Below are 19807 nucleotides of genomic sequence, written 5' to 3' on the forward strand. Positions count from 1 at the left end.
TCGGAGCCGGTCGGCGTACGGTTCCCCCGCGACGGCCACGTCGGCACAGCCCGCGGCCGTCAATAGGCCGCGGAGCTGCTGGAGGGCGCCGATGCGGCAGCGCCCGCCGGCAGCGATGACCGCGACGCCCTGGTGCTATTCACCAGCGGAACAACGGGATTGCCGAAGGCGGTCGGCATCAGCGGCAGGCAGTTGGCAAGGCGGATCGGGGGAATGGCGCCACCCTTCAGGGCGGACGCCAAACCCTCGGTGGGGATGATGTGCGTCCCGTTCTTCCACGTCGGGGGCTCGCTGGGCACGCTCGGCAGCCTCTACTCCGGCAACACGTCGGTCGTGCAGCCGCGATTCGACGCCGGCGAGTGGCTACGCCTGGTGTCGGAACACCGGGTGACCACCACGTTCCTGGTTCCCGCCATGCTGCAGCGCATCCTCGACCATCCCGGCTTCCCCTACGCCGACTTGTCGTCCTTGGTCGCCATCGCCTACGGGGCCGCCGCCGCGCCCATCGCGTTGGTGCGCCGGGCGATGGACGCGTTGCCACACGTGGCCTTCGCCAACGTATTCGGCCAGACCGAGACCCTCGGCGCATACACGACGCTGCTGCCCGCCGACCACCGCGACCCCGCCCGCGCGGGATCCGTCGGCCGTCCGCTGCCCGGGGTCGAGGTGCGGGTCGTGGATCCCGAGACCGGCGATGACGTCGGGGTCGGAACGATCGGTGAGCTGTGGGTGAACACCACCCAGAACGTCACCGCCGGGTGGCTGCGCACCGGTGACCTCGCCCGCCGGGACTCCGACGGCTACCTCTTCCCCTGCGGACGGCTCAGCGACACCATCAACCGCGGGGGAGAGAAGTTCGGGCCGGTCGAGGTGGAGGAAGCGCTGCGTTCCCACCCCGCGGTGCGGGATGTCGCGGTCGCCGGTATCGCCGACGACGAGCTGGGCCAGCGCGTGGGAGCTGCGGTGGTGGCCTGCGCCCCGGTGACCCTGGAAGACCTGCGATCGCACTGTCGCGAGTCGATCGCCTACTTCAAGCTGCCCGAGCGGCTGGCGCTCGTCGACGACATCCCCTATAGCTCGACCGGCAAGGTCAGCCGCCGCCAGCTCGCCGCGCTGATCGCCGATCAGCCCTGAAGGCAAGGAGTTTCGATGCTGTTCCTCCACGAGACCCACCGGGTGGTCGGCGCGCGGCAGGACGAATTCGAGGCGGCATACCGCGAAGGCTGGATGCCCACCCTGGCCGCGGGGGACGACGCGCGGCTGCTCTGGTACACCAACCACGCCCACGGCTCCGGCCTGTCCTACAACGTTGTCACCATCACCGGCATCGTCGACGGCGCGGCCTGGGAAAGGCTTGCGCGCAGGACACAAAGCGGCGACCTGCGCCCGTGGATGCGCGAACTGGACAACCTGCGCCACGAGGTGACCGGAAAGCTTCTGCTTCCCGTCGATTGGTCGCCGTTGCAAACCGTCGACCTCTCGACGGTGCCCACCGACGGTGCGACCCACCAACTGAGCCTGTTCATGGAAGACACCGGCTGGCCCGACGCCGCGCTCGACGACTACATCAGGATGTGGGACGAGATCTATTACCGGCTGCTGTCCAAAGCCCCAAAAGAAATGCGGATCCTCGATATCCAAGCGTGCTTTCAGGTGGCGCACGGCAGTTACCGCCGACGAGAAGCGATGCTGTGGCAGAAGATCGAGAACTTCAACAACTATGCCGCGCTGGTCCACCTGCTGACGGCCGAGACCGCGCCCGAGCACCGGCGGCCCGGCAGCTATATGGTCGAGGCGCTGAAATACCGCGACCAGTGGGAAAGCCGCCTGCTGCGGACGTCGGACTGGTCACCGCTGTACTGAGGCCGGCCGGTTGAGGATCCGGGCGGCGTGGTCGACCATGTCGGCCACGATGTCGGCCGCGGGCCGGACTTGCCGCAGCAGCCCCACCCCTTCGCCGACGAGAATGGCGGCGGTATCGAAATCCTCAGCCGCGACGGCTTTTTCGTAGTCGGCCACCGCCTCCTGCAGCGACGCCGCCAGCCCGTCCTGGTTGCCGTGCCACGTGTCGAGGAACGCGTTGCCGAGCGCCCGAGCGTTGTATTCGGCCGGCCAATCCAGCCGTCGCACAAGGTCATAGGCGCGCGTGCGAACGGTGTCGTCACCGGAGGCCGTCAGCGCCCGCTCGTGCGCGCGGGGCGACACCAGCGCCTCCGGCGTCGCCCAGAATCGGGTGCCCACCAGCGCCCCGTCGGCGCCGAGCGCGAGCGCGGCGGCCAGGCCCCGCCCGTCGGTGACCCCGCCCGCCGCCAGCACCGGCGTGCCGGGTGAACGATCGGCGGCCAGGTCGACGACGTCGGGCACCAGCGTGAAGGTGGATCGGGCGCTCATCCCGTGCCCGCCCGCCTCGCCGCCCTGGGCCACCACGACATCGGCGCCGGCGTCCAGGGCCAGGCGCGCGTGGTCGAGGGTTTGCGCCTGCGCGATCAGCGGGACGCCGGCGGCGCGAATGCGCTCGGCGAACGGCTGCAGCTCACCGAACGACAGCATGATCGCGGCGGGCCGGCGCTCCAGGGCCGCGTCGAGCAGCGCGGGTTCGCCGGCCAGGCTCCACGTGATGAAGCCGCAGCCGACGGTTGCCCCGTCGGCGCGGTCGAATTCGCGCCGCAGCCATGCCGCGTCGCCGTAGCCGCCGCCGATCAGGCCGAGGCCGCCGGCCGACGTCACGGCCGCCGCCAGCCGCCCCCCGGAGATCATCGCCATCGGGGCGAGCACGACGGGGTGCTGGATGCCTAAGAATTTCGTGAGTCGGGTGTCGAGGCTCATGTCAGCTCCCCGGTGAGAAATTGCGCCCGGCCGTGGCCGAAAGACCAGTCTTCGTCGCCGTTTTCGGTGATCGAGACGATCAGGTCGGCCGGGTCGAGCCCGCACCGCTCCGCCAGGTGGGTGGCCAGCAGTTGGTAGAACTTCTCCTTCATCGCCCGTGTGCGCCGCCGGCTCACCATGTGGACGATCACCTGGTGCGCCGACCGGGTGATGCCGAGACCGGTGTCCAGGGCGATGATTTCGTGGGCGGGATGGCTGCGCACCACCTGGTAACGGTCGCGCGGCGGCACCCCGAAGGCCTCGACGACGGATTCGTGCACCGCGTCGAGCAACGCCCGCATTTCCGATGGCGTGCGGCCCGCGATGAGGTCGATGTACAGCAGCGGCATGGTGGCTCCTTACGATCTGTGTCCTGGCTACGACGTTAGGTTCGCCCGGATCGGGTGTGAAATGCCTGCTGTAATCGATCTATGCTTGTCGGGCATGGGCGCAATGGAAGGTGGCCGAGTCGAATTGCGCCACCTCCGGGCGTTTGAGGCGGTGGCGCGACTCGCGTCGTTCACCCGGGCCGCCGACGAACTGCGCATCACCCAGCCGGCGCTCAGCCGGACCATCCGGCAGCTCGAGGACGCGCTCGGCGTGACGCTCGTGGACCGCACTTCGCGGCACGTGGAGACGACCCGGGCCGGACGGATCTTCCTCGAGCATGTCGAACGGGTGCTCGCTGAACTGGAGCGGGCGTTCGGCGCCGTGCGCCGGCAGGCCAGCATCGGCCTCGGATTCAGCTGGTTGTTGCCCGACCCGTGGGCGCAGGAGACGGTCGCCCGTTTCGAGCGGGCCACCGGCACGACGGTCAGGCTGGTCCGCACCGACGATGCGCTGGGCGCCGTGCAGCAGGGCCGGGTCGACGTCGCCGTGGTCCGCGGACAGGTGACGTCGACCGCCGTGCGGGTGGTGCACCTGTTCGACGAGAACCGGGTGGCCGTGTGCTCGGTGCATTCGCCGCTGTCGTCCCGGTCGGAGCTGGACTGGGCCGAGGTCCCGCGGTGGCCGTTGGTCGTCAACACCGCCAGCGGGACCACCGGGCCATGGTCGTGGCCGTCGGGGGAGGGACCGGAAACCATCGTGGAGACGGCCAATTTCGACGAGTGGCTCGAGTCCGTCGCGGCCGATCGCGGCATCGGCGTGATCCCCGACGTCGCCGTCCGCCGCAACATCCACCCGGGCGTCCGGTTCGTCGCGCTGCGCGGGGCCCCGCAGAGTCCGGTCGCCCTGGCGTTTCTGCCGCGCGCCCGCAACGCCGTGCTGCGCCGCTTCGTCGAGGCCGCCGTCGAGAGCGCGCAGGACGTTTGAGTGTGCGCTCACGGCGGCGATTCTCGGCGTGTCGACACCGTGGGCGCACACTCAACGAATCACGCGAGCGGCGCCAGACCCGACCGCAGCAGATCCAGGCTGGACGCCACCAGTTCGCCGAGCTCCCCGGTGCAGCCGTTGCGGCCCCAATTCTCCACCGCCACAACGAGGGCGGCGGCCAGGGCCGAGCCCGTGACCTCGGCGAGCAGATCGATGTTCGCCACTCCCGGGTTGCGGCCCTTGGCGAAGTCGGTCAGCACGTGCGCGAACGACGCCTGCACGACGCGCAGGTGACCGGCGATGCGCTCCGCGCTGATCAGCTCCGCACGGGCCGTCGCGGCCTGGCGGACCACTTCGAGGTCGTGCGGGAAAGCCGCGACGCTCGCCAGCACGGCATCGAAGAGTGACTCGGAGGTGGGGCGGCCGGCGAGCGCTTCCGCCAGCCATTCCAGCTGCGTCTCGTAGTCCTGGAAGAGCACCGCCTCCTTGGTGGGGAAGTGGCGAAAGAAGGTGCGTTCGGTGACGCCCGCCTCCCTGGCCAGCTCGGTCACGGTGACGTTGGCAAACCCCTTGCGGGCAAAGCTTTTCAAGGCCGCCTGGCGCAGCGCCTCGTGTGTCGATCGTCGGCGTAGCTCGTGGCGGTTCGTCGGCGCGCTCATCCCATCGAGATGGTAGCCCAGCCGGCCTGAACTGGTCAGTGCTGACATCTTCCAATTATGTCAGTACTGACATATTGTTGTCACGCGCCGACCCGAGGGAGGAAGCCATGCCGGACTATGACGCGATCGTCGTGGGAGCGGGCCACAACGGATTGACCGCGGCGGCGGTGCTGCAGCGCGCGGGCCTGCGCACCCTGTGCCTGGAAGCCAACACCTATGCCGGCGGCATGGCGGCCACCGTCGAACTGATCGACGGGTTCCGCTACGAGATCGCCGGGTCGGTGCAGTTCCCCACCGCGAGCCAGATCACCAAGGACCTGGGGCTGGACACCCTGCCGACGGTGGAGCCGGAGGTGATGTCCACCAACATCGGTGACAACGGCGAGGAACCGATGATCTTCTACCGCGACCCGATGCAATTGATGACGCACCTGGGCGACAAGCACGGAATCGAAGCCGTCACCGGCATGGCGGAATTGATCGGGTGGAGCCAGGGACCGGCAAAGGCGTTGGGCCGCTTCGACGTCCGCACGCCACCCAAGACCCTCGACGAGATGTATGCCTGCGCGGCCAACGACGCGGAGCGCCGGGCAATTCACGAAATGCTGTTCGGGTCGGCGATGGACGTCATCGACCGCTACCTGCCGGACAAGGACAGGCACGCGGTCATGCGGGGGATGCTCGCATTCCTGGCCGTGAACTCCACCTATCGTGGGCCCTACACACCGGGCAGCGCGACCTGCCTCGCGTTCGCGCTGGCCGTGCCCGACGATGCCACCGCGATGATGACAAAGCTCAAGGGCGGCATCGGCGCGCTCACCGAACACCTGCGTGAGCTGTTCGTCTCCCACGGCGGAGAGATCCGCTATCGCGCCAAGGTCGAGCAGATACTCGTCGACCACGGCGCCGTGACCGGGGTGCGGTTACGCGACGGCTCCACCATCACTGCCCCCATCGTGGTTTCCAACCTCGCGCCCGACGTCACGCTGACCGAGCTCATCGACTCCGAACACGTTCCGCCGGAGCTGGTCTCGCGGCTGTCGGGCCGTGATCACCGGGCCTCGTTCGTGCAGATCCACTTCGCCCTCGACGGACTGCCCGAGTTCGCCGCACCGTATGAGTTCTTGAACGAAGAAGGCATGCAGCAATCGGTCGGGATCTTCGGCGATCCAGAAGAACAACAGCTGCACTGGGAGAACTGCCGCCGGGGCATCGTCCCGGACAACCCGTCGATGGGAATGCAGATACCGTCCGTGCACGATCCGGGCATGGCGCCGCCGGGTAAGCACGCCGCCAGCGCCTACGCGTACGCCTTCCCGGTCGAAGTCAGCCGCGATCAGCACGGGCACCTCAAAAATGTTATGGCCCAACGCGTTATCGACAAGATCACCCGGCTGGCCCCGAACTTCAAGGACATCGTGATCCGCCACATCACGTTCGCGCCCTACCACATGAACACGATGTTCGGCGCACCCGACGGCGACTTCTGCCACGGTCTGCTGCATCCGGACTTGATGGGCCCGAACAGGCCGGGCCCCAAGGGCTTCCTCGACTTCCCGATCCCCATCGACGGTCTCTACCTCGGCGGCGCGGGATGCCATGGCGGGCCGGGCATCACGTTCACCCCCGGCTACAACGCGGGCTATCAAGCGCTCGACGACATGGCCTGACGCTCAGCCCGCGAACGTTCCGGTCAGCTGCGCCTGGGCGGTGGCGGCGCCACCGATCGTTTGCGCCGCCTGCACGCCCGCGAGGCCACCGGGAAGCTGGTAGTCGTTGGGCAGCTGGTAAAGGGTGAACCGGTAGTGGTGCGTGCCGGTTCCCGCCGGCGGGCACGGGCCCTTGTACGCGGGCTGTCCGGCCGAGTTCGGCAGCGTGGTCGCGCCGGCCGGCGTCTGACCGTCGGTGGTGCTACCGGGACCCGGGGCGATGCCGGTCACGACCCAGTGCACGTACAGCCCGTTGACGGCGTCCGGGTCGTCGACCACGAGCGCCGCCCCCAGCGGCGCCGACCACGTCAGCGGCGGCGCGATGTTGGCCCCTTTGCACGTGTACTGCACGGGGATCGGGGCGCCGTCACCGAACGCCGGGCTGCTGATGGTCAACGGGGCCCCGGCGGGCGCGGCCGCGACGGTGCGCCCGAGGGTCGTCACCTTGGGCGTCGACGGCGCGGTCATATGGGTGTCGCCGTGGCCGCCGCAGCCGGCCAGCGCGGCGATGATCGCCAGCCCGCCGATGATCGGTGCGATCCTGCGAGGGCCGCGCGGGGTCGGCGATTTCATAAGGGACAGTGTGGACCGCGGGGCGGCCGTCCGGTAGGGCCAGAGCGCCGTTAGGAGTCGCGCTTCTTGTCGAGCACCCGCTTACGCAGCCCCTTCGTGGCGGTGTCCATCAGGCTCTTGGACCCGCGCTTGATCAGGAACCCGGGCACCGGCATCAACAGGTCGACGGTCAGATCGAAGCTCACCCGGGTCGAGTCACCGTCGGGCGTCAGCGTGTAGCGGCCGTCCTGCGCGCGTTGCTGTTTGGCGCGGACCAGGGTCCAGCTCACCCCGTCGTCGTGAACGGTGTACGCCAGCTCCTGTTCGTCGCTGACCCCGACGAGCTTGACCACCTGCTTCGACCTGGTGGGGTGGCCCTGATCGTCGCGCTCGAGAACCTCCACCTTTTGGTGAACCGAGGACCACTCGGGCAGGGATTCGATGTCGAACAGCACATCCAGGATCTCATCCGGTGTCGCTTCGATGACGACCTCGCGGGATTCGGTGACAGCCATGCAGGATAGATAACCACTGCGGCGCCGCTAAAAACTCACGGAACCAGGACCACTTTGCCGACGTTCTCGCGCGCCGCGAGAATGCGGTGCGCCTCCGGCGCTTCGTCGAAGGGCACCGCCGCGTGGACGATCGGAGCGATGGTCCCGTCCTCGAGCGCCTCCGTCAGCGGGGTGATCCACGGCTCGAGCGTGCCGCGGTCGTCCCACAGCCTCAGCATGTTGAGGCCGATCACGGCCTTGGACTCCGAGAGTTGGTCGATCAGGTTGAACCCGCGCAGCATCGCCAGCGCGTGCGGGGCCGCCGCCCGCAGAGAGCGCTTCTCACCGTGCTGCAGATTCGAAACCCCGTAGCCCACAAGCCTTCCGCCCGGTCGCAATAGCGCATAGGACCGCCGCAACGACGTGCCACCCAGCGCATCGAGCACCAGATCGTACGGTTGCAGGCCCTCCCACCAGCCGTCGCGGCGGTAATCGATCGCTCGGTCCACCCCCAGTTCGGCCAGCCTCTGATGCTTGGCGGGTGATGCGGTTCCATGCACCTCGGCCCCGGCCGCTTTCGCGAACTGAACAGCCGCGATGCCCACGCCGCCGGCCGCGGCATGCACCAGCACCCGTTCACCGGCGCGCAGCGACCCGTATCCGTGCAGCGCGGCCCATGCGGTCGCGTAGTTGACCGGGACGGCGGCGCCCTGTTCGAAGCCCATCGCGGCCGGCAGCGGCACGGAGTCGCTCGCCGTCACGTTGACGACCTCGGCGTAGCCGCCGAACCGCGTGCCCGCCAGCACCCGTTCGCCCACGCGGCCGGGATCGACGCCCTCGCCGACGGCCTCGACCGTCCCGGCGACCTCGTAACCGACCACCGCCGGAAGTTTCGGCGCATCGGGGTACAGGCCGACGCGGGCGAGGTGATCGGCGAAGTTCACCCCCGCCGCGCGCACCGCGACCCGCAGCTGTCCCGGGCCCGGTGGCGGCGGATCGGGCCGCTGCTGCACCCGCAGCACCGATGGATCGCCGCGCTTGGTGATGACGACTGCACGCATTGCACTTCCTCCCCGGCGGCTCAGGCCCGGTTGACGGTGTCGGCCAGGCGGGGGAGGACGACGCCGGACCAGCCGGGCTCCATCCGCCGGAAGGCGTCGGCCATCCTCTTGTCGTCCAAGTCGAAACCGCTGTGTTCCAGGAACACCCGGGTGCCGTCACCCTCCGGCTCCAGGCGCCAGGTGAGCGTCCACGCGGGCGTGAAGGTGTACACGAACCGGCGCGGGGGATCGACCTCGAGCACCTTGCATGGCTGCGTGCCGTAGCCCGGCATGTCGAGGGTGAACTGGTGGCCCACGACCGCGGCCACGTCGCCCTCGGCCCACCACAGCCGCAGCAGGTCCGGCTCGGTCAACAAGCGCCACACTTTCGCAGGCGGGGCGGCCACGAACTGATCCACCCGGATCGTCGCGGGCGTCGACGTCTTCCTCATTCCCACTCCTCTGCCGTCTCGGCGAGTTTGGCCAGTCGTGCTCGCCAGAACTTCTCGAACGGATGCAGCCACTCACCGAGTTGCGCCAACGGTTCCGCGGTCAGGTGATAGATGCGATGCCGGCCCTGCGGCTCGTCGGCCACCAGCCCGGCGTCGCGCAGAACCTTGAGGTGCTCGGCGACCGCGGGGCGGCTGAGGTCGAACCGCTCGCAGAGTTTCCCGGCGGACAGCGGCTGGCGGGACAGGATCTCCAGGACTTCCCGCCGCACGGGATTGGCCAGCGCGAGGAAGACGCGGTCGGTGCCAGCCACGCCCGGCAATATATGTCGGATATTTCCGACGTGTCAACCATCCCGGGCGCCCGCAGCGGGCCGCGGTGACCGCTATCTTCCCGGTTATGCACTTCACCTGGGAGCGGCTGACACCCAGCGTGCAGCGCTGCCGGCTGGCGTTCTGCGACGTGACCGTCGCCCTGGTGCGGGGCCGCACCGGCGCGCTGCTCGTCGACACCGGCACCACGCTGGTCGAAGCCGACGCGATCGCCGCCGACGTCCGCGAGCTCGCGGGACGACCGGTCACGCATGTCGTGTTGACGCACAAGCACTTCGACCACGTCCTGGGCTCTTCGGCGTTCGGCGGAGCTGAAATCCTTTGCGCCCCTGAGGTCGTCGAATACTTGTCGTCCGCCGTCGATCACCTTCGTTCGGATGCCGTCAGTTATGGCGCGGACGCCGCTGAGGTCGACCGCGCGGTCGCGGCGCTGAAGCCACCGCGGCGCGGCGTCCACGACGCGGTCGTCGACCTGGGCGACCGCTCCGTGACGATCGCCCACCTGGGCCGGGGACACACCACTGCGGACCTGGTCGTCATCGCGCCCGGCGTCGACGGCGAAGACGACCCGGTTGTCGTCTTCACCGGTGATCTCGTCGAGGAGTCCGCCGACCCCGATATCGATGCCGATTCCGATCTGGCCGCCTGGCCGTTCACCCTCGATCGGATACTCGCGGCGGGCGGACCCGAAGCCATCTACGTGCCGGGCCACGGAAGCGTCGTCGACGCCGGTTTCATCCGCCGCCAGCGGGATTGGCTGGCCCGACGAGCGGGCCTCGAGCCGGGTTAGACGCGCGGGCCGGTGCAGGCGGCGATCAGGGCATCCGGGTCGGTGACACTGACCCATAACTCGCGCAGCGAAATCGTTCGGCCCACGGCTTTCGCCTCCACCGGTGGCTCAATCGTCAAGGCCACCAGGCCCTTACCCGAACCGTTGACGAGCCAGCGTCCACCCGAATAGTGCACCCCCAAGGTGAAGACCCGGTCGTCCGCCCGCTCGGCCCGGGTGATCGACGCCAGCGGTACGTGAGCGTCGAATGCCCAACCCATCTTGACGTGTAGGGTGCCGGCATCCACCCTGAGCTCGCTGCGCTTGGGTCCCATTCCGACGGGAACCGAAAGCGGTAGATACCACCGGTCATAGCGCAATTCCGTCTGCACGGCGATTACCCTACCTCTTGTTTGCTGGATTCGCCGGTTTTTCGTATTTCAACTCTTCCGGCCAGTCGGGGCAAGGGCTGGATGTTATCGACAACCATTGCAGCACAACGATTCTCATCGAATCCGAAATGCGAGCGCCGGTTCGGGCCGTTTCGGCGATACCGACGATCTTGTGTGCCCGGCGGCCTCGTGGCGCCGGCGCGGGCCGGAGTAGGGCAGTTGGCAACAGTTTTGGCACGGGTCTTTCGACCCCTGATTTATCCGTCACCCCCGGGGATAGACTCACGTTCAAGGGAATCGTGCCGAACAGGGAGCGTAGGGCCATGGCCATCATTGACTCGGACACTGAAGTCCGGACCTCGTACGAAGACGACATCGCCGCCACCCAGCGATACATGGACGGCCCGCGGTTCGCCGGAATCACTCGTCTCTACACGGCCCGCCAGGTAGTGGAACAACGCGGCACGATCCCCACCGACTACATCGTGGCGCGCGAGGCGGCGGCGGCCTTCTACGACCGGCTTCGCGAGCTGTTCGCCACCAAGAAGAGCATCACCACGTTCGGGCCCTACTCGCCGGGCCAGGCCGTGGCGATGAAGCGGATGGGCATCGAGGGCATCTACCTCGGCGGCTGGGCAACGTCGGCCAAAGGCTCCACCACCGAGGACCCCGGCCCGGACCTGGCGAGCTACCCCCTGAGCCAGGTGCCCGACGACGCCGCGGTACTCGTCCGCGCCCTGCTGACCGCCGACCGCAACCAGCAATACCAACGGCTCAACATGAGCGAGGCGCAGCGAGCCAGCACGCCCGCCTACGACTACCGCCCGTTCATCATCGCCGACGCGGACACCGGCCACGGCGGCGATCCGCACGTGCGCAACCTCGTCCGCCGCTTCGTCGAGGTGGGCGTCGCCGGCTACCACATCGAGGACCAGCGCCCCGGCACCAAGAAGTGCGGCCACCAAGGCGGCAAGGTGCTGGTGCCCTCCGACGAACAGATCAAGCGGCTCAACGCCGCTCGCTTCCAGCTCGACGTCATGCGGGTGCCGGGGATCATCGTCGCCCGCACCGACGCCGAGGCGGCCAACCTGATCGACAGCCGCGCCGACGAGCGCGACCAGCCGTTCCTGCTCGGCGCCACCAACCTCAACATCCCGTCGTACAAGGCCTGTTTCCTGGCGCTACTCCGCCGCTTCTACGAGCTGGGTGTCAAGGAACTCAACGGCCATCTCCTCTACGCCCTGGCGGATTCGGAGTACGCCGCGGCCAGCGCGTGGCTGGAACGCCAGGGCATCCAGGGACTGATCTCCGAGGCCGTCAACGCCCGGCGCGAAGACGGGCAGGGTTCGATCGACGACCTCTTCGACCAGGTCGAGTCGCGGTTCGTGGCGGCCTGGGAGGACGACGCCGGCCTGATGACCTACGGCGAGGCCGTCGCGGAGGTGCTCGAATTCAGCGAGAGCGAAGAGGACGAGCCGGTGGGCATGAGCCCGGCGGATTGGCGGCAATTCGCGCAGCGCGCGTCGCTCTACGCCGCACGGGAGAAGGCGAAGCAGCTGGGCGTCGACCCGCCGTGGGACTGCGAGCTGGCGAAGACGCCGGAGGGCTACTACCAGATCCGCGGCGGCATCCCCTATGCGATCGCCAAGTCGCTGGCCGCGGCGCCGTTCGCCGACGTGCTCTGGATGGAGACCAAGACGGCCGATCTCGCCGACGCCCGGCAGTTCGCCGAGGCGATCCACGCCGAGTTCCCCGAGCAGATGCTGGCCTACAACCTGTCCCCGTCGTTCAACTGGGACACCACCGGCATGACCGATGAGGAGATGAAGCGCTTCCCCGAGGAGCTCGGCAAGATGGGCTTCGTCTTCAACTTCATCACCTACGGCGGCCACCAGATCGACGGCGTCGCCGCCGAGGAGTTCGCGGCGTCCCTGAGGCAGGACGGCATGCTGGCGCTGGCTCGCCTGCAGCGCAAGATGCGCCTGGTGGAGTCGCCGTATCGCACGCCGCAGACGCTGGTCGGCGGGCCGCGCAGCGATGCGGCGCTGCAGGCGTCCTCGGGCCGGACCGCGACCACCAAGGCGATGGGCAAGGGTTCGACCCAGCACCAGCACCTCGTGCAGACGGAGGTGCCCAAGAAGCTGCTGGAGGAGTGGCTGGCGCTGTGGAGCGAGCACTACCAGCTCGGCGAGAAGCTGCGCGTGCAGCTGCGGCCGCGCCGGCCCGGCTCGGACGTATTGGTGCTGGGGATCCACGGAAACGGGGACGAGCAGCTGGCCAACGTCGTGTTCGACCCGATCAAGGATCGGCACGGCCGCAGCATCCTCACGGTGCGCGACCAGAACACGTTCGCCGAAAAGCTGCGCCAGAAGCGGTTGATGACGCTGATTCACCTATGGCTGGTGCACCGCTTCAAGGCCGACGCGGTGTATTACGTGACGCCGACCGAGGACAATCAGTATCAAACGTCGAAGATGAAGTCCCACGGCATCTTCACCGAGGTGAACCAGGAGGTCGGCGAGATCATCGTCGCCGAGGTGAACCGTCCGCGCATCGAGGAGTTGCTGAAGCCCGATCGCGTGGCGCTACGGAAGCTGATCACCAAGGAAGACTAAGGAGCGGCCCTCGAGCGAACCGCGGTTCGCTCGAGTTCTGCCTACGCCATCGCTCAGAGCGGGGCATTGGCGTCATGCCGCGAGCGGACTATCCAATTTACGAATAAGAAAGTTTCTTACCGGCGCATAACCAGAATCCCGCATAGCAACAGTTGTCCGCGGATACGATTTGACTCGCCGATGGTCCATTAGCCCGAGATGGGCCATCGGCTCCTAACGCGCCCCGGTTCCGCGCAAGCGTCTCGTCACGCCAAGTCCCGTTTCCTCAGCCCTTACCGCTAATGGCGGCCAACGGGGTGCACCGCGCATGGGTGACGGCAAAAACCTGTCTGGAGCAACAGTTGCACAGGTGTAGAATTTGGGAATGGATGCGCGCCACCCCCCGGACGCGCACAAAGGGAAGGGAGTGGCTGATGAAGGCGCAGATGAGGACGGCGGTTGCGGTGTTCGGCGGGATGGCCGCGGTGGCCCTGGCGGTCGGATTCGGCGGTTTCGGCGTCAGCCCGACCGCCGGCGCGGCGACGCACGCGACATCCGGGATCACGGCGGCACCGACGGTCGCGTCCGGTGCCCACCCGGCCACCCTGGCGGGCTGCGTGTCCGGTCTCGACTGCTAACCCGAACTCCTTTTCTCCGATGGCCCATCCCGGTGATGGGCCATCGGCGTCTCCGCGGGTTGGAGCCCCCGCGCCGCGACCCGTTTGCCCGGCCGTGTGCCGGGGTAAGGAGAAGTGGACCAGTTGCCGTGGTGCAAGTGGGGATTGGGGACTTCCAGATGAGATCTGCAGCCAGAAACTCGGTCGCGCTCTTCGGTGGCGCGGCCATGCTCGTGCTCGCGGTCGGATGCGGCGGCGGCAACAAGGGGACGAACAGCACCACGACCACGCCCACGACCACGCCGTCGTCCACCGTGGCCCCGTCCACCCCGGGAGGTGGCGGCGGCACCACGGGCGGCCCCACGGGCGGTGGGGGCCCCGGCGGCGGTGGCGGCGGCGTCCCCGGCGGTCCGACGGGTGGCGGCGGCCCGGGCGGCGGTGGCGGCGGCGTCCCCGGCGGTCCGACGGGTGGCGGCGGCCCCGGCGGCGGTGGCGGCAGCATCCCCGGTGTCGGGGGTGGCGGCGGCGGCCCGGGTGGCGGTGGCGGTTGCGTCGGGAACGTCTGCGGCGGCTACTGACACGTCGCTGAGCGCTGACCCCCCGACAACACGAACTTGCTCGCCTAGTCGGCGGGGCCGGGATCACCTGGCCCCGCCGGCTGAAAACCTCTCGCCCACCTGGCTTTCTGGCGTGACGGCCTAGGCGGGAGTCCGCATTCGAGTTATGGTTCTGGCCTACTCGGCTGCAAGGGGACTTCGATGGCGAAGCTCAGGTTTGGATACTTCATCGCGCCGTTCCATCGGGCGGGCACGAATCCGACGCTTGCGCTGCAGCGTGACCTCGCCTTCATCGAGCACCTCGACGCCCTCGGCTTCGACGAAGTGTGGCTGGGTGAACACCATTCGGCGGGTAGCGAGATCATCAGCTCGCCAGAGGTTTTCATCGCCGCGGCGGCCGAGCGCGCCAAGCGGATTCGCTTTGGCACCGGGGTCATTTCCCTCTCGTACCACAACCCGCTCTGGGTCGCCGACCGGCTGATGCTGCTGGATCACCTCACCTACGGCCGGATCATCGGCGGCGTGGGGCCGGGCTCCCTGCCCAGCGACTCGTCGATGATCGGACTCACCCCGACCGACACGCGCGAGCTGCTCGAAACGAACCTCGACATCGTTGTCCGCCTGCTCGCGGGCGAAACCGTGAGCGCCAAGACGGCCACGCACCAACTGTTCGACGCCAAGTTGCAGCTCGCCCCCTATTCCGACGGCGGGATCCCGCTGTCGGTGGCCGCGGTCGCGTCACCGACGGGCGCGCGGCTGGCCGGCAAGCACGGCATCGGGTTGCTGTCCATCGGCGCGACGCTGACCGTCGAGGGTTTCAACGCGCTGTCCTATCACTGGGGCATCGTCGAGGAGCGCGCGGCGGTATTCGGGACGCAGGTCGACCGCAAGAACTGGAGCCTGGTCGGCCTGTTCCACCTCGCCGAAACGGAGAAGCAGGCGCGCGAAGAGGTCAAGTTCGGCATCGAGCCGTGGTTCCGCTACTTCCAGAAGGTGGCCGCCTTCCCGCAAATGACGATGCCCGGTGAGCAGCTCGACGAGATGATCGACGTCATCAACGACAACGGGGCGGGCGTGATCGGCACGCCGGAGCGGGCACGGGAACAGGTCCAGCGGCTGTGGGATCAATCCGGCGGATTCGGCTGCATGCTGCAGATGGGCCACGAGTGGGCCAACCCCGCCGCCACCAGACGGTCCGCCGAATTGTTCGCCGCCGAAGTGATGCCGCATTTCCAGGGCCAGGCGCAGCCGACCCTGGACGCCGCCGCGCGCGCCGGACAGGCCCGGGACAGCCTCGCGCAATCTCAGTTGGATGCGGTCGCGCACATGACGAAGAAGTACCAGGACGAGGTCGACTCGAAGTAGCGATTCGGAGGCTTCATACTCCGGCGACAGCCGCTTCCCAGGTGGCAGCTAGGGTTTCGGCGCACAACTGAGGGATGACCACCGGAACCCCTCACCACCCGCGGAGACACATCGCGCAGCTCGTCTTCGCGGCGGCCGCGGCCGTCGCTCTCCTCACCACGTTCGACGCGGCGCAGGCATCGGCGCGCCCGACGGACGTGGCGGCATTCCCACAGGCACCGCCCAACCCGTCCGGCGGGAACGGTTTCGCCGCCGATGACGACGACGACGAAGCCCAGCTGCAACAGCAGCTCGCTCAGCAGCAGCTGCAGCAGTCCATGCAGCAGGCCGAACAGCAAAACGAACAGGCGCAGCAGCAGTTCGAACAGAGCATGCAGCAGGCGCAGCTCGACGAGCAGCAGGCCAACAACCCGTAGCGTCTGCCGTGGACGCGGGCGCGGCTAGCGCTGGCCGGTCGACTCGCGCTCGGCCGTCTCCACCAGCCGACGCGCGAAATACCGGACCGCGCCGCCCATGGCGGCCCGCATCGCCGGACCCGTGCCACGGACTCCCTCGACGAACGAGCCGGTCCAGCGGATGTCGGTGCCGCCGGCCGGGTTCGGCGTGAGGACCACCTCGCTGACGTAATCCTTGATCGGGTTGGACGGCGCGATCAGCTTGTAGACATGCCGCCGGTCCTGCTCGTATTCGACGGTTTCCTCCTGCACGAGCACCGGCCACATCCCGAGCTTGCGGACCGCCCCGATCCCGCCCGGCGCGGGATCACCCTGCCGCGCCCAACTCGAATGGACGACGATGGGCTTGGCCCATTTCGACCAGTTCGCGCCGTCGGTCACGAGTCGAAACAGCGTCGCCGCGGGCGCGGTGCTGGTGCGGGTGACCTCGAACGAATACGTCCTGCCTGACATGACCCACTCCCCGGGAGATCCAACGCCGACCCTGGCGGCCGTTCGCGCGTAGGCTACCGCCCGCGCAGCGCCCCCGCCGGACGGGGTTCGCCGGCCCCTCCGCCGGCGGCGCGGCGAAAGCACCCGGCCGTCGATCGGGTGGTGCCTACAATCGGCGAATGCGGCAGGCGTTGTTGATGTTTGCCGTCACGTTGTTGCTCGGCGGGTGCGGCGGCGGCCACGACGGCGTCCGCGCCACCTCCACCACCGGCCGCGCCGACGCCCACGTCCGCAGTCAACGGGTGCTCGACGACGCAATCGGCGCACGCGATCCGGGGTGCTCGGCCGCCGCGGGTGTCGAGGGCAAAGTCGTCTGGACCGGGGTGCGCGGCCTGGCGGACGTCTCGACGCACGAGGCCATCACACCCGACACGGTGTTCGACATCGCGTCGGTGTCCAAGCAATTCACCGCCGGAGCGGTGCTGCTGCTGGTCGCCGCCGGTCAGCTGACGCTGGGCGACCCCGTTTCCCGGCACGCGCCCGAGCTGCCGGCGTGGGCGAACACCGTCACCCTCGAGCAGCTGATGCACCAGACGAGCGGAATTCCCGACTACGTCGGCTTGCTCGAGGCGCAGGGCGCCCAGGTCGGCGACCGCACGACCGAGGATCAGGCCCTGCGGGCGCTGGCGGGCGTCGACCAGCTCGAGTTCCCGCCCGGTTCGCGATTCGAATACTCCAACTCCAATTACCTGCTGCTCGGCGAGATCGTGCACCGCGCTTCGGGCGAACCGTTGGCGGAATTCCTCTCCGGCCACATCTTTCGCCCCCTCGGGCTGAACATGGTCGTCGATCCCACCGGGCCGATTCCCGGGAAGGCTGTCGGCTACGACAAGGACGGCAACGCGGTCGCGTCCGGCTGGGGGCAGGTCGGTGACGGCGGCATTCAGACCACACCCAGCGAACTGGTCCGCTGGGCGGACAACTACCGCACCGGCCGCGTGGGCGGTCCCGCGCTCCTCCGTGCCCAACTGGCCGGAGCCGTGCCCACCGAACCGGGCGGCGGGGACCGCTACGGCGCCGGGATCTACCTGCTGGCCAACGGCGCACTCGATCACAATGGTTCGTGGGGCGGATTCGTCACGGCTTTCCGGGTCAGCAAGGACCGGGCGACGTCGGTGGCCATCACCTGCAACACCGACAAACAGGATCCGGAGGCCCTCGCCGAGGCGCTGGCGAAGCTCTGGATGTAGCTGACGGATTCGATTCGCAGACAACACCCTTCGCGAGCCGCCGTGCCGATCGTCACGGTCGCGGCACGACGGGTTGCCGCGCCGCCTTGCCTACAGTGGGGTCCATGGAGTTCGGTTCCGGGCAGCACGCCCCAGGTGTCCCCGGCATGCTCAAGATCGAGGACTGTCTGGATGCCGAGGGCAACATCATGCCCCCGGCGGACGTCACGCTCATCTCCCTCATCGACCGCAACATCGCCAACGTCGGTGACGCGGTGGCATACCGCTTCCTGGACTACAACCGCTCCGCCGACGGCGTGGCCGAAGAGGTGACGTGGAACCAGTTCGGCGTGCGGCTGGAAGCGATCGGCGCGCGGGTCCAGCAAGCCGCCGGCCCTGGCGAACGGGTCGCCGTCCTGGCGCCGCAGAGCCTGGACTACGTGACGGGCTTCTACGCGGCGATCAAGGCCGGCACTATCGCGGTGCCACTGTTCGCGCCCGAGTTGCCCGGCCACGCCGAACGTCTGGACACGGCCCTGCGCGATTCGCGGCCGACCGCCGTGCTGACGACGGCGGCGGCCAGGGGAGCGGTCGAGGAATTTCTGGGCACGCTCCCGCAGCTGCAGCGGCCGCGGGTCATCGTCATCGACGAAATACCCGACTCGGCGCGGGACTCGTTCACCCCCACCGAGCTGCGCCACGACGACGTCTCGCATCTGCAATACACGTCGGGCTCGACGCGGCCCCCGGTCGGCGTCGAGATCACGCACCGGGCGGTGGGCACCAACCTCGTGCAGATGATCCTTTCGATCGACCTGTTGGACCGCAACACCCACGGTGTCAGCTGGCTGCCGCTGTACCACGACATGGGACTGTCGATGATCGGCTTCCCCGCGGTGTACGGGGGGCACTCCACGCTGATGTCGCCCGCGGCGTTCGTGCGCAGGCCGCAGCGCTGGATCAAAGCCCTGTCGGCCGAGGCGGGCCGGGCCGTCACCGCGGCGCCGAACTTCGCCTACGAATGGACGGCCCAGCGGGGGCTGCCCGCGCCGGGTGACGCCGTCGACCTGAGCAACGTGGTGCTGATCATCGGATCCGAACCGGTCAGCATCGATGCGATCAACGCCTTCAACAAGACGTTCGCCCCATACGGCCTGCCGCCGACGGCGTTCAAGCCTTCCTACGGCATCGCGGAGGCCACGCTGTTCGTCGCGACCATCGCGCCCGAAGCGGAGGCGACGGCCGCGTATTTCGACCGCGCGGAGCTGGGCGCCGGCCGCGCGGTACGGGTGCCGGCCGACGCCCCGGAGGCCGTCGCGCAGGTGTCCTGCGGCCAGGTGGGCCGCAGCGAGTGGGCCGTCATCGTCGACCCGGACGGCGGGACCGAACTGCCCGACGGTCACGTCGGCGAAATCTGGGTGCAGGGCAACAACGTCGGTCGCGGCTACTGGGGGCTGGCCGAGGACACCCGGCGAGCGTTCGGCGGTCGGCTGCACTGCCGGTTGGCCGAGGGCAGTCACGCGGCGGGATCCGCCGTCGACGGCGCGTGGCTGCGGACCGGGGACCTGGGCACCTATCTCGACGGCGAGCTGTACGTCACCGGCCGGATCGCCGACACGATCACCGTCGCCGGCCGCAACCACTACCCGCAGCACATCGAGGCGACCGTCGCCGAAGCTTCCCCGATCGTCCGGCGCGGATACGTGACGGCTTTCGCCGTCCCGGCCGGAGACTCCGATCAACAGCTGGTGGTCATCGCCGAGCGGGCGACGGGCACCAGCAGGGCCGATCCGCAGCCGGCCATCGAGGCGATCCGGGCCGCCGTTTCGCGCCGCCACGGGCTGCCGGTCGCCGACGTGTGTTTCCTGCCCGCCGGCGCCATCCCGCGCACCACCAGCGGCAAGCTGGCGCGCCGGGCCTGCCGCGCCCAATACCTGAGCGGCGGCCTGGGCGCACACTGACCCGGGCGGACGGCCCGAAAA

General features: G+C 68.8%; 22 protein-coding genes. 12 read left to right on the forward strand and 10 right to left on the reverse strand.

The features are described from left to right. Positions 1–78: 78 nt before the first annotated feature. Both A9X03_RS06210 and A9X03_RS06215 read left to right on the forward strand, forming a co-directional pair. Positions 79–1134, forward strand: coding sequence for a fatty acid--CoA ligase family protein (locus tag A9X03_RS06210; protein ID WP_068260151.1), 1056 nt, complete (start codon positions 79–81; stop codon positions 1132–1134). A gap of 15 nt (positions 1135–1149) precedes the next feature. Continuing rightward, positions 1150–1863: a hypothetical protein gene (locus A9X03_RS06215; RefSeq protein ID WP_067760719.1), complete on the forward strand. Its 714-nt coding sequence runs from the start codon at positions 1150–1152 to the stop codon at positions 1861–1863. On the opposite strand, the gene A9X03_RS06220 is transcribed toward A9X03_RS06215, so the two are convergent. Together A9X03_RS06220 and A9X03_RS06225 are read right to left on the reverse strand one after the other, a co-directional pair. Further along, positions 1849–2826, reverse strand: a complete 978-nt coding sequence (locus A9X03_RS06220; RefSeq protein WP_067760718.1) for a nitronate monooxygenase family protein — start codon at positions 2824–2826, stop codon at positions 1849–1851. The genes A9X03_RS06215 and A9X03_RS06220 overlap by 15 nt on opposite strands. Next, positions 2823–3215 carry a tautomerase family protein gene (locus tag A9X03_RS06225; RefSeq protein WP_067760716.1) on the reverse strand — a complete coding sequence of 131 codons (393 nt, stop codon included), beginning with the start codon at positions 3213–3215 and terminating at the stop codon, positions 2823–2825. Before A9X03_RS06225 ends, A9X03_RS06220 begins: the two co-directional genes overlap by 4 nt. A 94-nt stretch (positions 3216–3309) precedes the next feature. Here A9X03_RS06225 and A9X03_RS06230 point away from each other — a divergent pair, with 94 nt between their 5' ends. Continuing rightward, positions 3310–4179, forward strand: coding sequence for a LysR family transcriptional regulator (locus tag A9X03_RS06230; RefSeq protein ID WP_304528233.1), 870 nt, complete (start codon positions 3310–3312; stop codon positions 4177–4179). A gap of 59 nt (positions 4180–4238) precedes the next feature. Here A9X03_RS06230 and A9X03_RS06235 read toward each other — a convergent pair whose 3' ends face one another. After that, on the reverse strand, positions 4239–4838 hold the full coding sequence (locus A9X03_RS06235; protein ID WP_067760711.1) for a TetR/AcrR family transcriptional regulator: 600 nt from the start codon (positions 4836–4838) through the stop codon (positions 4239–4241). A 107-nt stretch (positions 4839–4945) separates the two neighbouring features. On the opposite strand from A9X03_RS06235, the gene A9X03_RS06240 reads away from it, so the two are divergent. Continuing rightward, positions 4946–6508: an NAD(P)/FAD-dependent oxidoreductase gene (locus A9X03_RS06240; protein ID WP_067760709.1), complete on the forward strand. Its 1563-nt coding sequence runs from the start codon at positions 4946–4948 to the stop codon at positions 6506–6508. A 3-nt stretch (positions 6509–6511) separates the two neighbouring features. On the opposite strand, the gene A9X03_RS06245 is transcribed toward A9X03_RS06240, so the two are convergent. From A9X03_RS06245 to A9X03_RS06265, 5 genes are read right to left on the reverse strand one after another with little or no spacing between them, the layout of a single operon-like run. Continuing rightward, the gene (locus A9X03_RS06245; protein WP_067760704.1) at positions 6512–7120 is read right to left on the reverse strand and encodes a YbhB/YbcL family Raf kinase inhibitor-like protein; all 609 of its coding nucleotides are present in this window, start codon (positions 7118–7120) and stop codon (positions 6512–6514) included. A gap of 50 nt (positions 7121–7170) precedes the next feature. After that, positions 7171–7614 (reverse strand): SRPBCC family protein, encoded by a 444-nt coding sequence (locus tag A9X03_RS06250; protein ID WP_067760702.1) that lies wholly within the window; start codon positions 7612–7614, stop codon positions 7171–7173. 35 nt (positions 7615–7649) lie between these two features. After that, positions 7650–8654 carry a zinc-binding dehydrogenase gene (locus A9X03_RS06255; RefSeq protein WP_068260154.1) on the reverse strand — a complete coding sequence of 335 codons (1005 nt, stop codon included), beginning with the start codon at positions 8652–8654 and terminating at the stop codon, positions 7650–7652. 20 nt (positions 8655–8674) lie between these two features. After that, positions 8675–9085, reverse strand: a complete 411-nt coding sequence (locus tag A9X03_RS06260; protein ID WP_068260157.1) for an SRPBCC domain-containing protein — start codon at positions 9083–9085, stop codon at positions 8675–8677. After that, positions 9082–9408: a helix-turn-helix transcriptional regulator gene (locus A9X03_RS06265; protein WP_067750483.1), complete on the reverse strand. Its 327-nt coding sequence runs from the start codon at positions 9406–9408 to the stop codon at positions 9082–9084. Before A9X03_RS06265 ends, A9X03_RS06260 begins: the two co-directional genes overlap by 4 nt. Positions 9409–9482: 74 nt before the next feature. Here A9X03_RS06265 and A9X03_RS06270 point away from each other — a divergent pair, with 74 nt between their 5' ends. Continuing rightward, on the forward strand, positions 9483–10205 hold the full coding sequence (locus A9X03_RS06270; RefSeq protein WP_068018492.1) for an MBL fold metallo-hydrolase: 723 nt from the start codon (positions 9483–9485) through the stop codon (positions 10203–10205). Here the strand turns inward: A9X03_RS06270 and A9X03_RS06275 are convergent. Then, positions 10202–10576, reverse strand: a complete 375-nt coding sequence (locus A9X03_RS06275; RefSeq protein ID WP_067750487.1) for a hypothetical protein — start codon at positions 10574–10576, stop codon at positions 10202–10204. The two genes, A9X03_RS06270 and A9X03_RS06275, sit on opposite strands and share 4 nt — an antisense overlap. Positions 10577–10899: 323 nt before the next feature. On the opposite strand from A9X03_RS06275, the gene aceA reads away from it, so the two are divergent. The 5 genes from aceA (at position 10900) to A9X03_RS06300 (ending at position 16125) form a co-directional block, all read left to right on the forward strand. After that, entirely contained in the window at positions 10900–13191 is a 2292-nt protein-coding gene (gene aceA, locus A9X03_RS06280) for an isocitrate lyase ICL2 (RefSeq protein WP_067750490.1), read from the forward strand. Positions 13192–13604: 413 nt separating this feature from the next. Continuing rightward, complete coding sequence (locus tag A9X03_RS29080) at positions 13605–13808, forward strand: hypothetical protein (protein WP_067750493.1); 204 nt, start codon at positions 13605–13607, stop codon at positions 13806–13808. A gap of 158 nt (positions 13809–13966) precedes the next feature. Beyond that, complete coding sequence (locus A9X03_RS29085) at positions 13967–14365, forward strand: hypothetical protein (protein ID WP_067750496.1); 399 nt, start codon at positions 13967–13969, stop codon at positions 14363–14365. A 180-nt stretch (positions 14366–14545) separates the two neighbouring features. Next, positions 14546–15709 (forward strand): LLM class flavin-dependent oxidoreductase, encoded by a 1164-nt coding sequence (locus A9X03_RS06295; protein WP_068260164.1) that lies wholly within the window; start codon positions 14546–14548, stop codon positions 15707–15709. A gap of 74 nt (positions 15710–15783) precedes the next feature. After that, on the forward strand, positions 15784–16125 hold the full coding sequence (locus A9X03_RS06300; RefSeq protein WP_068260166.1) for a hypothetical protein: 342 nt from the start codon (positions 15784–15786) through the stop codon (positions 16123–16125). A 24-nt stretch (positions 16126–16149) separates the two neighbouring features. Here the strand turns inward: A9X03_RS06300 and A9X03_RS06305 are convergent, their stop codons facing one another. Continuing rightward, positions 16150–16617 carry an SRPBCC family protein gene (locus tag A9X03_RS06305; protein WP_067780246.1) on the reverse strand — a complete coding sequence of 156 codons (468 nt, stop codon included), beginning with the start codon at positions 16615–16617 and terminating at the stop codon, positions 16150–16152. A gap of 158 nt (positions 16618–16775) precedes the next feature. On the opposite strand from A9X03_RS06305, the gene A9X03_RS06310 reads away from it, so the two are divergent. Then, positions 16776–17846, forward strand: coding sequence for a serine hydrolase (locus A9X03_RS06310; protein WP_068260169.1), 1071 nt, complete (start codon positions 16776–16778; stop codon positions 17844–17846). Between the two features lie 104 nt (positions 17847–17950). Then, positions 17951–19786 (forward strand): fatty acyl-AMP ligase, encoded by a 1836-nt coding sequence (locus A9X03_RS06315; RefSeq protein ID WP_068260175.1) that lies wholly within the window; start codon positions 17951–17953, stop codon positions 19784–19786. Positions 19787–19807 lie beyond the last annotated feature (21 nt).

It is taken from the genome of Mycobacterium sp. E1715, assembly GCF_001667625.1.
In the GTDB taxonomy this organism is placed as follows: domain Bacteria; phylum Actinomycetota; class Actinomycetes; order Mycobacteriales; family Mycobacteriaceae; genus Mycobacterium.